The organism is Pontibacter sp. HSC-36F09, from assembly GCF_024171605.1.
Lineage (GTDB): Bacteria > Bacteroidota > Bacteroidia > Cytophagales > Hymenobacteraceae > Pontibacter.
In genome coordinates this window covers 585980-601149 of the sequence record NZ_JALKAA010000002.1, presented here as the reverse complement: position 1 = coordinate 601149, position 15170 = coordinate 585980, and the positions used below count along the sequence as shown (strand labels likewise).

Here is a 15170-nt window from a genome sequence, read left to right as displayed (position 1 = left end):
GTTTGCGTAGGATTTTCAATTCCCATATCTGCTGTCTTATACGTACTAGCTATACCTTATCCGATCGAAAGGTGAGTATCCGGGTATTTGTAGGCCGTAGAAGGAACCCGTGTGCTGATAGCGAGCGCCAACGTCAGGGTACCTACCCGGCCAATGTACATCGACATAATGATAACCATCTTGCCTATGTCTGAAAGCCCGGCCGTTATACCGGTGCTCAGGCCCACCGTGCCAAAGGCCGAGACCTGCTCAAAAGCCAGGCGAAGAATATCAAATTGCGAGTCTGAAATAGAGAGGATAATCAGAAACAGGATGTTAAAGACCACCGCGAATGTGAACACCGCAAAAGCCTTGTAAGAAACCGAATGCGGGATGGTTCTTTTACCGATCTCGATGTTACGTTTGCCTACGATCGTTGTCCACACAGAGAGGATGATCACCATAAAGGTAGTCGTCTTGATACCGCCGCCCATCGAGCCCGGCGAGGCACCGATGAACATCAGCATCATCATGATCAGCAGGGCCGGCACCGAAATGGCTGACACATCTACCGTGTGGAACCCGGACGAGCGGGTAGTGGCTGACTGAAAAAAGGACGTGATGAGCGCCTCCGCAAAGTTCAGGTGAGACAAGGTGTTGAAGTACTCCAACAAGAAAAAGGTAATGGTACCAAAGGCCAGGAGAGCAGCCGAGGTATACACGGTCACGCGTGTCATCATTTTCCAGTTGCGCCAGGGCATTGCCATTCGGGTACGCATGGCATCCGGGGAAAACACATCCAGCATGGTCGGGAAACCGATGCCGCCCAGGATAACCATGGCCGCAATGGTCAGGTGCATGACATAGGCGTTTTGAAGCGGGTTGCTGTAGAGGCCTTCCGGGAACAAGGAAAGGCCGGCATTACAAAAGGCCGACACCGCATGAAACACGGAGAAGAAAATTTTGCTCCCCAGCCCCACAAACTCCACTTCGTTGCTCCACGTTGCAAAGATGATCACAGCTCCGAACGCCTCAATCGAAAGCGTCATCATGATCAGTTTGCGGAGCAGTCCTTTTGTGAACGAGATGGACTCGCTTTCCATTATCTCGAACATGGCCACGTGCTGCTTTATACCTATACCTTGTCGCATGAGCGTTGCAAAGAAGGTAGCAAAGGTCATCACGCCCAAACCGCCCAACTGCACCAGCCCCAAAAGCACTACCTGCCCTGCAAGGGTAAAGTATGTACCCGGATCCACTACTGCCAGCCCGGTGATGCATGAGGCACTGGTGGCCATAAAAAGTGCATCAATGAAGCGCATGCCATCTGGGTCGTTGGTCATTTTGGGGAACATGAACATGGCGGTGCCAATAGCGATGAGCGAAAGAAAGCTCATCAGGAATATAACAGCCGGTTTTACCTGCAGGGTCTTCAGGTGCACCCGGGTCTCGAGCAGCTCCACGATCAGCAGCATGAGCATGTAGAGCGACACCAGGATACGGTATACCTCCACTGAAAGCGGCATGCCCAGCCCCTCAAAAATATTGTAAATGACAGGGAAGTTGAACAGGTAGGTACCTACGTGGTTGATCAGAATGAGGCCCATCAACGTGCCCTCGAACCAAGTCCGCTGCAGGAATTTCAATCGTTCAAAGCCATACAGAATCCGCAACAGGTATATCAGGACAAAGACGCCAAGAATGGCGTCGATGGCATAGTAGATAAGTTGTAGAGTTCCGGGGTCTGTTACAACACCGTGTGCATACAGCAACAAACCTATGGCCACGATGGTGAGCACATAGGTTGTGCGGCGCATCAGCATGTATGCCCACAGTTTACTGCCGTATAAGAGCCTGTTAAGCCGTTCGGTGTTCATGGGTTTCGTACAGCCTGTTCACTTTTGCTTCCTGGAACAAGCGGTTTCTGTCGACAGGCACCACGCCTACCTGTTCGCACACCAGGCCACCGCCCAGGTTGCTCAGGCCGGCCATAAAAGGGAGCGAAGTCTTCAGCGCCATACACAGCGCCGATATGCTGATCACCGTATCGCCGGCACCGGACACATCAGAAATTGCGCGACGGTGCGCAGGTATATAAGTCTTTTCTTCGCCATTGGCCACAAACACACCACGCTCAGAGAGTGTAACCAATACCTGCTGCGTTTCCAGTCGTTTCTGCAGTTGTGCTACAGCCTCTTCAAAAGCGGGCAGGTTCTCGTCGGCAAAGTCAACTTTCAGGCCCTCTTTGAGTTCTTTCAGGTTTGGTTTGAATAGTGTGCAGCCCTTGTAGCTCAAAAAGTTCTTCTTTTTGGGGTCCACCACAGAAGGTATACCGCGCTCGTTAGCCAGCTGAATAAAACGGGTAATGTTTTGCTCGGAGAACACTCCTTTATCATAATCTTCAAAAACGATCACATCAGCCCGTTCGAGTAGTTTCAGGTAATGTTCCTCCAGATGGCGCTCCTCGTAGTCGGCCAGGTTATGCTCAATCTCGGCGTCCACGCGCAGCAGTTGCTGACCACCGGCTATTATGCGGTGCTTGATGGTGGTCACGCGCTCGGGGCTTTGTACGATGCCTTCTGTGGAAAGATTGCGTTCCTCCATCAGGCGCAGGAAATCTCCGCCATCCGGGTCGTCGCCAATCACGGAACAAAGCAGCGGGGTCGCGCCCATGGCCTGCACATTCAAGGCCACGTTGGCTGCTCCGCCCAGTCGCTTCTCGCGCTTCACTACGTTCACAATCGGCACCGGTGCTTCCGGTGAAATACGTGTCGACTTGCCCCACAGGTATGAGTCGATCATCACGTCGCCCACAATAAGCACGGTCAGGCTGTCAAAGGCACTGAATATATCTTCTAAATTGGTATGCTGATTCATTATTGCAATTTGGCGAGGCTCTCCTTAATGCGGCGGAGCGCCTCGATTAATTTATCGTCGGATGTGGCGTACGAGAAACGGATACACTGCGGCGCACCGAATGCCTCGCCACTTACCAAGGCCACATGTGCATCGGTGAGCAGGTATAGACTCAGGTCGAGCGCACTGCTGATGATGTTGCCGTTGTAGCTCTTTCCGAAATAGTAACTCACATCCGGGAAAATATAAAAAGCGCCGGTCGGAACGTTGGTCTTAAAGCCCGGTATACCTTGCATGATCTCCAGTACGAGGTCACGGCGACGAAGGTAAGCGTCACGCATCTCCAAAGCCGATTCATTTCCTCCCAAAAGCGCTGCATGGGCCGCCTTCTGGGCGATGGAGCAGGTGCCGGACGTGATCTGGCTCTGCATTTTCTCACAGGCAATGGCGATGTCTTTGTGCGCAGCAATGTAGCCCACGCGCCAGCCCGTCATGGCGTACCCTTTCGAGAAACCATTCACCGTGATCACGCGGTCTTTGATAAAATCAAAGCCGGCCATGCTGGCATGTTTTTCCCCGAAGTTGATGTACTCGTAGATCTCGTCGGCAATGACGTATACCTGCGGATGTTTCTCCAGCACTTTGGCCAGCGCCAGCAGCTCCTGCTCGTCGAACACAGAACCCGTCGGATTGCAGGGCGAGGAGTACATCACTAGTTTGGTATTGGAGGTAATGGCGCTTTCCAGTTGCTCCGGCGTCACTTTAAAGTCATTCTCCAGACGACCCTGCAGCGGCACAGGTATACCTTCGGCCAGCTTCACGATCTCTTCATAGGACACCCAGTAAGGCGAGAAAACGATCACCTCGTCCCCCGGATTCACCAGACACATCACCGCATTGGCAATGGACTGCTTGGCCCCTGTCGATACCACAATGTTCTCTGGACCATAGTCCAGGTTGTTGTCGCGCTTAAATTTATCGGCGATCGCCTGACGCAGTGCCGGAAAGCCCGGTACGGGGGTATAGAAAGTAAAGCCTTCATCGATCGCCTCCTTCGCGGCATCTTTGATGTACTGCGGCGTTTGAAAATCCGGCTCTCCAAAGCTCAGGTTGATGATATCAAATCCCTGTGCGGCCAGTTCACGACCTTTTTTGGCCATCGCGATAGTCTGCGACTCCGACAGCGCCATGATTCTGTCTGAAAGTATGTGTGATGCTGTATTTTGCATGCTTCTTCTGAGATAAGCTCCAAAGTTAATATAATGCAAGAGAAAACCAGTGAAATGTGGATTGAATATGGCGCCCATTGGCTTGATAGCATTATATGGCGCGAGCGTCCTCGCTCGTGTCTACTATCGTGGGGCCTCTGGCCCCTTTGCTTTTTTTACACTTCTGCCAGCATCACACCACTACCTGGGTTTGCACTGCTGAAAGTATAGTAAGCTGCATCGGTCACCAAGCCAGCCACCACCGGATTCTGCTCAATGTAATTAATTTTCTGTTGAAGCATGGGCGTATCCGTCAGGTCAATGGGATGGTTGTGCTGTTGCCAGAATTGATATTCTTTGTTGTGCGTATTGTGCCGCCTGAAGAAGCGAAACAGGTATAGCAACCATTCTTTTCTGCTCTCAGTTAGATTGTTTTCAATCTGAGTTATGATCCTTTTAGCTGTATAACTCTTAAAGTCTCGGAGTACACTACTCAAATAGCCATCTTCTACTGAGCAAACCATGTGCAGGTGACTGGGCATCAGGCAATAACTGTATACCTGTAGCCCTTTGTTTTTGCTGCAGTAGTTCAGGTTCTGTACCACTTCATCAGCGTATTCTCTTCTGGTGAATACATCTATCCAGCCGGCCACTGTAAGGGTAACGAAGAACAGGCCTCCTCTGTAGATTTTATACTTCTCAGACATAAGTTTAAAGTTTGAGAAATTGTACGCAGATGATTATAAAGGGGCCAGAGGCCCCACGATAGTAGACACGAGCGTGGACGCTCGCGCCATACCCTACCTACCAAAACAAAAAAAGGACACGCGGTTCGCATGTCCTTCCTCAGCTTTCAAAAAGATAATTTTAATTCTTCCCGTAAGAAGTACGCTCTACAATGCTGCGTCCCAGGGTAATTTCATCGGTATATTCCAGCTCACCCCCTACTGGCACACCACGGGCGATGGTCGTGATGCGCACGTTGTGGTCGCGGAGTTTGCGGGTCAGGTAAAAAGCAGTGGTGTCGCCTTCCATGGTCGGGCTGATGGCCAGCAATATTTCTTTTACTTCGGAGTTCGGCAGACGCTCCAGCAGCGAGTCGATGTGGAGGTCCGATGGCCCTACGCCTTCAATCGGCGAGATCACACCGCCCAGCACGTGGTACAGGCCCTTGAACTGCGAGGTATTCTCGATAGCGATTACATCGCGGATGTCGCTTACTACGCACAGCAGGCTGCGGTCGCGCAGCGGGTTGAGGCAGATACCACATACCTCAGTGTCTGAAATGTTGTGGCATTCCCTGCAATGCTTCACTTCGGTGCGCATTTTCACGAGTGCCTCGGCCAGCAGAAAAGTCTCTTCAGATTCCTCTTTAAGCATGTGCAGCGCCAACCGTAGGGCAGTCTTGCGCCCTACGCCCGGGAGCTTCGCCAGCTCCTCAACGGCGTTTTCAATCAGTTTAGACGGAAATTCCATTCAACCTCCCGCTACTCGATGTTGGCCGATAGGTCTTTGTCATGCAGGGCAGTGCACATACCTGCCAGCTCTTCGTAAGACCCCACCTTCACGGTGCACTTGCCTTTGTAGTGGATCAGCAGCGTGCATTGCTCCGCCTGTTCCGCCGAGTGGCCGCATACCTTGATAAGCGTTGTAATCACGTGGTCAAACGTATTCACGTCGTCGTTATACACAATCAGGTTGTGCAGATCGGTGCTCTCTTCGAGCAGAGCCACTTCATCCTGATGTAAAATTTGAGTCTCAATATTCATAGTGCAAAATTACGAATTTTTATGGAGCTACGGAAGCAGAACGCATTATAATACAGCTCTCCCCGGCCAGCTCCGGCTATCTGAAAAAGGTATAGTTTAAAACAATCCGGAGCCGGGGTTAATTCCTGCAAAAGCACATATTTCAAGCTATATTTACGGCCCGACCATCTTGAACAGCACGCCTATTTTACCTAGCTTTACAGGTATAGCTTATATATACCTATGCCCACCGTCTCTACTGGTTTTAAAAAAGCTGTCAAGCAGCTGAGCGATAAAGAAAAGGAAGCCATCATCATCAAAGCTGCCCGCCGCGACGGGGAGCTGTACGATTTGCTGGCCATTGAACTGGGCGAACTTACGCCGGAAGAGGCCTATGACCAGACCGCAGAAAAGATACGCGAACTGATGATGGACACCTCCGGTCGCTACCTGGGTCGTGCCCTGACCAAGTCGTTGCGCAAGTCGGCCAAGGAAATTGCCCGTTTCAAGCGTATTACCAAAGACGTGAAGCTCGAAACTGACCTGCACTTATACCTGCTGCGCCTGATCTTCGAAAACTTCACCGGCCACTTCGACAGCTATTACAAAGCCTTCTATACCGCCACCGCCCGCCTTCTGCAGCGCACCATCCAACTCATTCGCAAGAACCTGCACGAAGATTACCACCTGGAGTATAAAGACGAGCTCAACAGCTTTCTGGAGCAGATCCACAGCCGCAACAAGCCGCTGAGCTTTGATTTGCCGAGGGAGTTTGAGGTGGAGTAATTGAAAGAAAAGAGTCTGATAAATTGACTGAAGGTATAAATAAGGCTACAGGACCTCTATCCTTTTTGGCGATTTCTGTTGCTTGGGCTTTGTCGATAGTTTTCATTGCCCTTCAGCAAGGTATTGCAGATGGACGAGCAGATGATTTAGGTGTAATCATTTTTTGGTCAGCAATTTTCGTGACAATAGCATGGCTAATATTTATACTCTTGCCATTAAGACGGCTCAACCATTCAAGTAAGATATTCTCCTATCCTATCTTCCCGATTTTCACTGGCATATACGCTGTCATTGTTTTTACAATTCTGATTGGCTGGCTGTTTTTAAAGAGTGACTTCAAAGTAGTATTTTGGATTGCTTTCCTAATCGGGGTACTGTTTGGAAGTATATATTTGGCTTTGATCAGGAGTAGTAGGATTGTAAAAAAAATGCAAGAAAGCTGGTTCATGAGAACATCCGTAATTCTATACCCCACCACTTTTATGGTGCTATACCTTAAAATTTTCCCAACTCTCTTTCCTGCGTATGCGTTTCGATTGATGCCTGACGACATCCGTCGGGAGATAATAAAGGAGACTATACCTAAATTTAAAGTTGGTGATGATTTCTATGAATTAGAAAGAGCCCTGCCGGGATATTTTGAACATTTTGAGAATGGTAGCGGAAACACAGCTGCACAACTGGAAGATTTCACTTTTGTGGTACAGGCAAATTGCTATAAAATTATTCGTCTTAAATATTCTTATAATAGCGATGAGGTATTTGCCATTTACGGAAATCTGCATGATGACAACCCATGTCCGTGATTGGAGAAGGCTTTAAACACTTCTCCAAGACAAATAAGTGGCCAGAGTCTACCGTATACCTCACACTCGCGGCAAGCAGTCGATGAGCTTATAACTGAGTAGCAAAGGCTTAACCTCCCTTCCACCAAGATTTCTCCAGAATAACAGGTATTACGATTGAAAAACTATACCTCCAGATCTCCAAAACATTCAGGCTCGAAATTGTCCGCAAGATTCACATTCCCCTCCATCATCATTATTCCTCCCTACCCATTTTAAACCTTTTCTGATTTCTCCCCTCAAATCGCTAAATTTGAGAATCTAACCTAATCTAATCGACAAACACCCTGTCATGAAGAAGCATACCTATTGGAGTATGTTCCTGGCGGCGGCGCTTGCCTTACCTTTGGGCACAGCCACGGCGCAGGACAAAAAAGACAACAAATGGAACGTGGAAGAAGCCCGCGGACCGCAAAAAGAAATCACCGTAACAACCGACGAAGGCACCTGGATGAGTGTGGACGTGAGTCCGGACGGCAAAGAGATCGTGTTTGACATGCTCGGCGACATCTACAGCATGCCAATGTCCGGTGGCAAAGCGAAACTCCTTCGCAGTGGCCGCGCCTACGAAGTACAGCCTCGGTTCAGTCCCGATGGTAAGTTCATTTCCTTTACCTCCGATGCGGGTGGCGGCGACAACATCTGGGTAATGAAGCGCGATGGCTCTGATGCCAAGCAGATCACCAAAGAAAATTTCCGACTCCTGAATAACGCCGTCTGGACGCCAGATGGTGAGTACCTGATTGCCCGCAAGCACTTCACGGCCTCCCGTTCGCTGGGTGCCGGCGAAATGTGGATGTACCATAAGTCGGGTGGAAGCGGTGTGCAGCTGACCAAGCGCAAAAACGACCAGCAGGACGTTGGCGAGCCGGTAGTATCGCCGGACGGCAAGTATGTGTACTTCTCTGAAGACATGAGCGGCGGCTCTACGTTTGAGTACAACAAAGATCCGAACGGCCAGATCTACGTCATTCGTCGCGTAGACCGCAACACAGGCGCAATTGAGAACGTGGTGACCGGTAATGGTGGTTCGGTCCGCCCGGTTATCTCCCGCGATGGCAAGCAACTGGCTTTCGTGCGCCGCGTGCGCACCAAGTCGGTACTCTTCCTTCATGACCTGAAGACAGGTGAGCAGTGGCCGATTTACGACCAGCTCAACCACGACCAGCAGGAAGCCTGGGCTATTTTCGGGGTATACCCGAACTTTGCCTGGACGCCCGACAACAAGAGCATTGTGTTCTGGGCGGGTGGCAAGATCAACAAGATCGACGTAGCCAGCCAGAAAGTAACCAACATACCATTCGAAGCGACTGCCACACACCATATCGCCGAAGCTGTTCGCCACGATTTCAGCAAGGCAGGCGTATCGCCGGACCAGTTCACGGCCAAGGCTATTCGCCACGCCGTGACCTCGCCTGACGGCAAGTTGCTCGTGTTCAATGCGGCGGGTCATATCTACAAAAAAGAACTGCCAAACGGTAAGCCGGAGCGCGTGACCAATGGCAAGGATTTCGAATTCTATCCGGCTTTCTCGCCAGATGGCAAGACCCTTCTCTTCTCTACCTGGGACGATGACAACCTGGGTGCGCTGGTGAAAGTGGACATCCGCAAGAAAAACGCCAAGCCAACCAAACTCACTTCTGAGAAAGGATTCTATACCAACGCCTCTTTCTCACCGAACGGCAAGCTGATTGTGTATAGCAAAGACGGTGGCAACAACCACATGGGCTATGCGCATGGCAACGAGCGCGGCATTTATTACATGACCGCCGAAGGAAAAAACCCGACACTGGTACAAAAGAGCGGCTCACTTCCGCTGTTCAACGCAACTTCTGACCGCATCTTCTTCTCGGCTTACGGAGGTGGTAAAACTGCTTTCAAGAGTGTGGACCTGAGCGGCAAAGAGGAGCGTACGCACTATACTTCTACCTACACCGACCAGTTCTACCCGAGCCCGGACAACAAGTGGCTGGCTTTTGTGGAGCTGTTCAACGGCTATGTGGTGCCTTTCTCGGCTAACGGTGCCGGCATGGAACTGAGCGCAGAGACCAAGGCTGTGCCTGTGGCCCGCTTCACCAAAGACGCTGGAACAAGCGTGCACTGGTCAGGCGACAGCAAGAAAGTGAACTGGGTGCTGGGTGATGAGTATTTCTCCAATGACCTGAAAGACCGCTTCGCCTTCCTGGAAGGTGCCCCGGAGAAACTGCCTGCCATCGACACGACAGGTATAAAAATCGGGCTGGAGTTCAAAACTGATGCCCCGCAAGGCAAAGTAGCCTTCACCAATGCCCGCATCATCACGATGAAAGGCGATGAAGTGATCGAAGGCGGTACGATCGTAGTAGACGGCAACCGCATTGTGTCAGTTGGCAAAGGTATAGCCGTGCCAAAAGACGCGAAAGTGATCGACGCCAGCGGCAAAACGATTATGCCAGGTATAGTAGATGTTCACGCGCACCTGGGTACTTTCCGCAACGGCATGAGCCCGAAACAGCAGTGGTCCTACCTGGCCAACCTGGCTTACGGCGTAACGACCACACACGACCCTTCTTCTACTACGGAGATGGTGTTCAGCCAGTCCGAGGCCGTGAAGGCGGGGCACATGGTAGGTCCTAGAATTTTCTCGACAGGCACGATTCTGTACGGAGCTGATGGTAGCTTCAAAGCCGTGGTGAACAGCCTCGACGATGCCCGTTCGCACCTGCGCCGTATTCAGGCTGCCGGTGGTTTCTCGGTGAAGAGCTACAACCAGCCACGCCGTGAGCAGCGCCAGCAGATTATTCAGGCAGCCCGCGAGCTGGACATGACCGTGGTACCAGAGGGTGGTTCTACCTTCTTCCACAACATGAGCATGATCCTGGACGGTCACACCGGCATTGAGCATAACATCCCGGTTCATCCGCTTTACAAAGATGTGGTAGAGGTATGGAAAGCTTCTAAAACTGGTTACACCCCTACCCTGATTGTGAACTACGGCGCCACCAGCGGCGAGTACTACTGGTACCAGAACACCAAGGTATGGGAGAAGGAAAGACTCCTGAAATTCACGCCACGCTCTGTGATCGACGGTCGCTCACGCTTTGTGATGCAGGTACCGGACGAGGAGTACAAGAACGGTTACTTCAAGACTTCTGAAGCCAGCAAGGCCCTGACGGACGCTGGTGTGAAAGTGAACCTCGGTGCCCACGGACAGCTGCAAGGCTTAGGTGCACACTGGGAACTGTGGATGCTGCAGCAAGGCGGCATGACCAACATGGAAGCACTGCGTGCCGCAACCCTGAACGGTGCCGAGTACCTGGGTATGGGCAAAGACATCGGCTCCTTGGAAACCGGCAAACTGGCCGACCTGATCGTGTTGGACCAGAACCCGCTGGAGAACATCCAGAACTCAGAACACGTGCGCTACACCATGGTAAACGGCCGTCTGTTTGATGCTGCCACCATGAATGAAGTTGGCAACCACGAACGCAAACCAGGCAAATTCTGGTGGGAAAACAGCAAGTACGCTTCTTCTTTTGACTGGCACGAAGGTACCGACACCCGCGTAGAAGGTATAGCCGGTGAAAATTGCACCTGCCGTCACTAAGATCTTCAGGTATAAACTAAAAAGGAACGAGCCGACTCTTTTGAGTCGGCTCGTTTTGTTTTTGAAGGTATAAGCATTGGGTATGGCGCGAGCGTCCTTGCTCGTGTCGACTATCGGGGGCCTCTGGCGCTACTCCATTAACTTAAGGAACAATAAATCTATACTGTCATCTCGAAAGTAATGAGAGATCCGAATTCTCGGAGAGCAGTGGCAATATTTCAGATTTCTCCCAAAACGAGGTCCCCTACCCCAGGTCGAAATGACATGAGAAAGCTTATGTTGATGGCTTTAGGCCTTTGGCCCTATAAAGAATCTATTAAATATTAACTATCTACTTAACTGATAAATGCTTGCAAATTCAATTAAAACTATTAACTTAGTTCATAACCTAACCTCCGCCCCATGCCGCTATACCTGTACAGCATTCTCTTCATTTTGCTCACCGCCTGCGGTTCCAAAGCCGAGCAGGTAGCAGCTGAAATTCTTGAAGGTATAACCGAGACCGAAGTGCTGGTCAACCCTGCAGGTAAGACAATAGCAGAGAGGTTTTCCCCACCGAGAGGTTACAAAAGAGCTGTGCAATCCGTGAATACTTTTGGAGCTTATCTCCAGCATTTCAAGTTAAAACCGCATGGCGCACAGGTGCATTACTACAACGGTGCCATCAAACCAAACGACAATATCTATGATGCTGTGCTCGACATAGATGTTGGCACCCGCGATCTGCAACAATGCGCTGATGCTGTGATGCGACTGCGGGCGGAGTATTTGTATGGGCAGGAAAAATACGATGCTATTCACTTTAACTTCACGAGCGGCTTCCGGGCAGACTATAGCAAATGGCAGCAGGGTTACCGGGTACAAGTGAAAGGCAATGATTGCTCATGGGTAAAAAAAGCAGCTCCATCAACTGCCTATGCTTCCTTCAAGGATTACCTGCAAGTTGTGTTTACCTATGCCGGCACCCTGTCGCTGGAGAAAGAAATGAAAGCTCTTTCGATGAATGACCTACAAATTGGCGACGTTTTCATCAAGGGCGGAAGTCCCGGCCATGCTGTGATCGTAATGGATATGGCGGTTGCGCAAACTGGAGAAAAGCTGTTCCTGCTCGCCCAAAGCTATATGCCAGCGCAGGAAATCCACATTCTGAAAAATCCGATGAACCCAGGTATAAGCCCCTGGTATAGCAGCAACTTCAGTGGCCCGCTTCTCACGCCGGAGTGGTCGTTTCAACGGAACCACTTGAAGCGGTTTTGATTTTGATCTATGTATAAGAATATAAAGAAGGGGCCAGAGGCCCCGCTATAGAAGACACGAGCGAAGACGCTCGCGCCATACCTACCACTTTACAATTCTAAATAACAATCAACAACTCTACTTCTCCTTCACCGCTGCCAGCACCCTTTTGATCAACTCATCCGGATTACCGTTATGCCAGCGCCACACGATCACGATATCATGCTCGGGGTCTACCCAGATCGTGTTCTGCCCGGCACCTAGAGCGGCATAACTGGTAGTCGGGGCACTTGGCCAGGCTTTGCCTTCGGTGTTGAGCCACCACAGGTAACCGTAGTCAGGACCAACTGGTCCGCGGGAGGTCGTCGCTTCCTTCACCCATTCTTCTGACACAATTTGCTTGTCTTTCCAGCGGCCGTTGCGGAGAAAAAGGTAGCCGAAGCGGGCTTCGTCGCGGGCGCTGATCCAGAGGCCGCCGCCCCAGCGGGTACCGCCGCTTACTGAGGGCGCGCGTTTGCCGTCCAGTTCTACATACGAGTTGCGGTAGGGCACATATTGCCAGGTATTGGAGGCGTCAATCGGGTCCATCACTTCATCTTTAAACACCTCCGGTATAGGTTTCTTCCAGAGGCGCAGCAGCGACAAAGCAAAGCGATTGATGCGCACATCATTGTATTCATAGTGGGTTCCCGGCTCCTGTAGCGCACGTGGCTTGCGCTCACCTCTGCCAAATTCCGCTTTGCCTACGAAGTCGTGTTTCTTGCCCCACAACTCCCCTTCCCATTCACTGGTTTGCCGTACATGGTGTTCCCAGGTTACCTTCCGGTTCTGTTCCGAGTCATAGCCACCGTCCTGCACATAATTTGCCACCGGGTCGTGGATGTCTTTGATCATCCCACGATCGATCGTTATACCTAGAATGGTAGAAAGCACGCTTTTGGCCACGCTATAGGTCGGATCCACCCGCTCTGTTTCGCCCCACTCGGCCACGATGAAGCCGTTTCTGAGGATGATGCCATTGGTGCTGGCTCTGTCATCAGGTATAGGTCCGAGCATTTTGCCAAAAATCTCTTCCTGTGTAGAGAAATTTTTTGGCATCTGGGTCGTTTCCTGCTGTCTGGCCCATTCCACGGCTTCCTGTAGCATCGCGGCATCCATACCTAGCTGATCCGGCTGCTTCTTTTCCCAGTTATCACCTTTGCCCGGGTAGTATACCTTGCCTTCTGTGGCTTGCGCCTGTTCAGTTACAGTAGGTTGTTGCGGCTGTTGCTGGCAGGAAGAAAAGCCGAGCGCCAAGGTCAGCGCCAGGTATAAAATTTTACTTTTTATCATCGTGTCTGATAGGTATGGAAGATCTCTCTAAAATTACTCAAAGTAAGGTATAACTGCTAGTCCGGCGCTGTCATCACACAAAAAAGAGCGGTAGGTTTTGCTCACCTCCCGCTCTTTATATTATTTATACCTGCACATCAGGTATAGCGCCTGGCTATACCTACCAGCTCGTGCTGCCGCCCCGCTTACTGCCGCCAAACAGTCCGCCCAGCAAGCTGCCGAGTCCGCCGGAGCCCATGCCGCCGTAGCGGCTACGGCCGTTCAGCCCCCCCAGCACCGAGGCCATCGAGCCCAGTCCGCTGGTAGAACGTCGGCCACCTCCCATCAGGCCACCGCGGCCTGTCATCATGCCGCCAAGCAATCCGCCCAAAAGGCCACCGCCCATGCCGCCCATCATGCCTCCGCCACGGCGTTTGCCACCACTCATCAGGCGGGCCAGCACAATGGGCGCTGCTATACCTAGTATACCCTGCACCATTTGCGGGGAGATACCGGCATTTTTGAACATATCGCTGAAACCGTTCTTACTCATAAAGGACTGCGTTGTAGGATCCTCGCCGTGCTGTTGTGCTTCATCTGCCTTGTTTACAAACTGCTCGAGCACACTGTATTGCTTCTGGTCCACACCCAGGTAGTTGGCCATCTCCTGAATGCGCTTTTGCTCATCCTGGGTATACTCGCCGTCTGCCTTGGCAAAGCTGATGATATCGGTGATGAAGGAAAAGCGCAACTGACTCTTCTGCAGCACATCCAGCACACGTTTCAGGCTGATTTGGGAGGGGTTTTGGGCAATAGAGAGCACTTCCTGCTCTACGTTCTCCGGCATTTCGGCTGCTTCGCTCAATACCCTCAGAAACTCCAGTTCCTCTTCAGAGGCATGCCCATCGGCGGAGGCCATGGAAGCAAGGGCCGCTAAATAGGCACCTTTCTCTTCCATGGTATAATCCTTCAATAATGTGGTTTGTTCTTGTTCCATAGCTTTTTAGTGTTCTTTCTGACTTTTAAACGATAGGGCTTGTCAGAAGTTAAGCGTAGTGGAACATTCTGCCTCTGTTAATCTCGTACCCGATCCAGCGTATCGCTCAGATGCTGGGCCTCTTCAGCCGACAGGTTCTTAAATGTATCCTCTTCCAATTGTTGCATCAGCGGATCCAGGCTATCGAGCAATTCTATGCCTTTGGCTGTAATGGCAATTTCTACCTTGCGCCTGTTCTGTTCGCAAAGCTCGCGGGTCACCAGTCCCTTCAAACGCAGTTTCTCTACCAACCGGGTGGCGTTGCTCATGCGGTTGAGCATGCGCTCCTGTATCGTGAATAGGTTGATGGGTTTCCCCTGTTGTCCTCTGAGGATGCGCAGCACATTGAATTGCTGCGAAGAAATATCGTAGGGTTTGAGCAGGCTGTCGACGCGTGCCATCATCCACTCGCCTGTAAACATCAGGTTCAGGGAAGCCTTCTGGTAGGAGTTCCTGAACTTCGGCATCTTTAATTCATCTTCTAACTTCATGTGAAAAAAATCTAGTAGGGTGCAATAACGCTTGCAATAATTGTATATACAACATTTCCAAACATTTAGTTACTTTGACAAGCGGAAC

At 51.0% G+C, this 15170-nt stretch carries 13 protein-coding genes; 4 read left to right on the top strand and 9 right to left on the bottom strand.

Annotation, left to right across the window (positions count from 1 at the left end; all coding sequences use genetic code 11):
• Positions 1-56 precede the first annotated feature (56 nt).
• From L1278_RS08630 to L1278_RS08605, 6 genes are all read right to left on the bottom strand, one after another.
• Positions 57-1856, bottom strand: a complete 1800-nt coding sequence (locus L1278_RS08630) for a TrkH family potassium uptake protein (protein WP_253402892.1) — start codon at positions 1854-1856, stop codon at positions 57-59.
• Complete coding sequence (locus L1278_RS08625; protein ID WP_253402890.1) at positions 1837-2856, bottom strand: bifunctional heptose 7-phosphate kinase/heptose 1-phosphate adenyltransferase; 1020 nt, start codon at positions 2854-2856, stop codon at positions 1837-1839. The genes L1278_RS08630 and L1278_RS08625 overlap by 20 nt, the downstream gene beginning before the upstream one ends.
• Entirely contained in the window at positions 2856-4064 is a 1209-nt protein-coding gene (locus L1278_RS08620) for a pyridoxal phosphate-dependent aminotransferase (protein WP_253402888.1), read from the bottom strand. The genes L1278_RS08625 and L1278_RS08620 overlap by 1 nt, the downstream gene beginning before the upstream one ends.
• Before the next feature lie 155 nt (positions 4065-4219).
• Positions 4220-4750: a transposase gene (locus tag L1278_RS08615; RefSeq protein WP_253402886.1), complete on the bottom strand. Its 531-nt coding sequence runs from the start codon at positions 4748-4750 to the stop codon at positions 4220-4222.
• Positions 4751-4910: 160 nt separating this feature from the next.
• A complete protein-coding gene (recR, locus tag L1278_RS08610) occupies positions 4911-5519 on the bottom strand; it encodes a recombination mediator RecR (protein WP_253402884.1) in 609 nt (202 codons plus the stop codon).
• A gap of 11 nt (positions 5520-5530) precedes the next feature.
• Positions 5531-5812 carry an ATP-dependent Clp protease adaptor ClpS gene (locus L1278_RS08605; RefSeq protein WP_220625778.1) on the bottom strand — a complete coding sequence of 94 codons (282 nt, stop codon included), beginning with the start codon at positions 5810-5812 and terminating at the stop codon, positions 5531-5533.
• Positions 5813-6034: 222 nt separating this feature from the next.
• On the opposite strand from L1278_RS08605, the gene L1278_RS08600 reads away from it, so the two are divergent.
• The 4 genes from L1278_RS08600 (at position 6035) to L1278_RS08585 (ending at position 12265) form a co-directional block, all read left to right on the top strand.
• A complete protein-coding gene (locus L1278_RS08600) occupies positions 6035-6577 on the top strand; it encodes a hypothetical protein (RefSeq protein ID WP_253402882.1) in 543 nt (180 codons plus the stop codon).
• 23 nt (positions 6578-6600) lie between these two features.
• Positions 6601-7383 (top strand): hypothetical protein, encoded by a 783-nt coding sequence (locus L1278_RS08595; protein ID WP_253402880.1) that lies wholly within the window; start codon positions 6601-6603, stop codon positions 7381-7383.
• Between the two features lie 355 nt (positions 7384-7738).
• Positions 7739-11008 carry an amidohydrolase family protein gene (locus L1278_RS08590; protein WP_371927345.1) on the top strand — a complete coding sequence of 1090 codons (3270 nt, stop codon included), beginning with the start codon at positions 7739-7741 and terminating at the stop codon, positions 11006-11008.
• 402 nt (positions 11009-11410) lie between these two features.
• Positions 11411-12265: a DUF4846 domain-containing protein gene (locus L1278_RS08585; protein WP_253402876.1), complete on the top strand. Its 855-nt coding sequence runs from the start codon at positions 11411-11413 to the stop codon at positions 12263-12265.
• Positions 12266-12382: 117 nt separating this feature from the next.
• Here the strand turns inward: L1278_RS08585 and L1278_RS08580 are convergent, their stop codons facing one another.
• From L1278_RS08580 to L1278_RS08570, 3 genes are all read right to left on the bottom strand, one after another.
• Positions 12383-13576, bottom strand: coding sequence for a serine hydrolase (locus tag L1278_RS08580; RefSeq protein ID WP_253402874.1), 1194 nt, complete (start codon positions 13574-13576; stop codon positions 12383-12385).
• 160 nt (positions 13577-13736) lie between these two features.
• Positions 13737-14552, bottom strand: a complete 816-nt coding sequence (locus L1278_RS08575; protein WP_253402872.1) for a TerB family tellurite resistance protein — start codon at positions 14550-14552, stop codon at positions 13737-13739.
• Positions 14553-14629: 77 nt separating this feature from the next.
• A complete protein-coding gene (locus L1278_RS08570; RefSeq protein WP_253402870.1) occupies positions 14630-15082 on the bottom strand; it encodes a MarR family winged helix-turn-helix transcriptional regulator in 453 nt (150 codons plus the stop codon).
• Between the last annotated feature and the right edge of the window lie 88 nt (positions 15083-15170).

Coding starts and splice junctions, on each gene's coding strand:
- recR (WP_253402884.1), bottom strand. CDS start 5,519: ATGGAATTTCCGTCTAAACTGATTGAAAACGCCGTTGAGGAGCTGGCG.
- L1278_RS08585 (WP_253402876.1), top strand. CDS start 11,411: ATGCCGCTATACCTGTACAGCATTCTCTTCATTTTGCTCACCGCCTGC.
- L1278_RS08600 (WP_253402882.1), top strand. CDS start 6,035: ATGCCCACCGTCTCTACTGGTTTTAAAAAAGCTGTCAAGCAGCTGAGC.
- L1278_RS08620 (WP_253402888.1), bottom strand. CDS start 4,064: ATGCAAAATACAGCATCACACATACTTTCAGACAGAATCATGGCGCTG.
- L1278_RS08615 (WP_253402886.1), bottom strand. CDS start 4,750: ATGTCTGAGAAGTATAAAATCTACAGAGGAGGCCTGTTCTTCGTTACC.
- L1278_RS08575 (WP_253402872.1), bottom strand. CDS start 14,552: ATGGAACAAGAACAAACCACATTATTGAAGGATTATACCATGGAAGAG.
- L1278_RS08580 (WP_253402874.1), bottom strand. CDS start 13,576: ATGATAAAAAGTAAAATTTTATACCTGGCGCTGACCTTGGCGCTCGGC.
- L1278_RS08590 (WP_371927345.1), top strand. CDS start 7,739: ATGTTCCTGGCGGCGGCGCTTGCCTTACCTTTGGGCACAGCCACGGCG.
- L1278_RS08570 (WP_253402870.1), bottom strand. CDS start 15,082: ATGAAGTTAGAAGATGAATTAAAGATGCCGAAGTTCAGGAACTCCTAC.
- L1278_RS08605 (WP_220625778.1), bottom strand. CDS start 5,812: ATGAATATTGAGACTCAAATTTTACATCAGGATGAAGTGGCTCTGCTC.
- L1278_RS08630 (WP_253402892.1), bottom strand. CDS start 1,856: ATGAACACCGAACGGCTTAACAGGCTCTTATACGGCAGTAAACTGTGG.
- L1278_RS08625 (WP_253402890.1), bottom strand. CDS start 2,856: ATGAATCAGCATACCAATTTAGAAGATATATTCAGTGCCTTTGACAGC.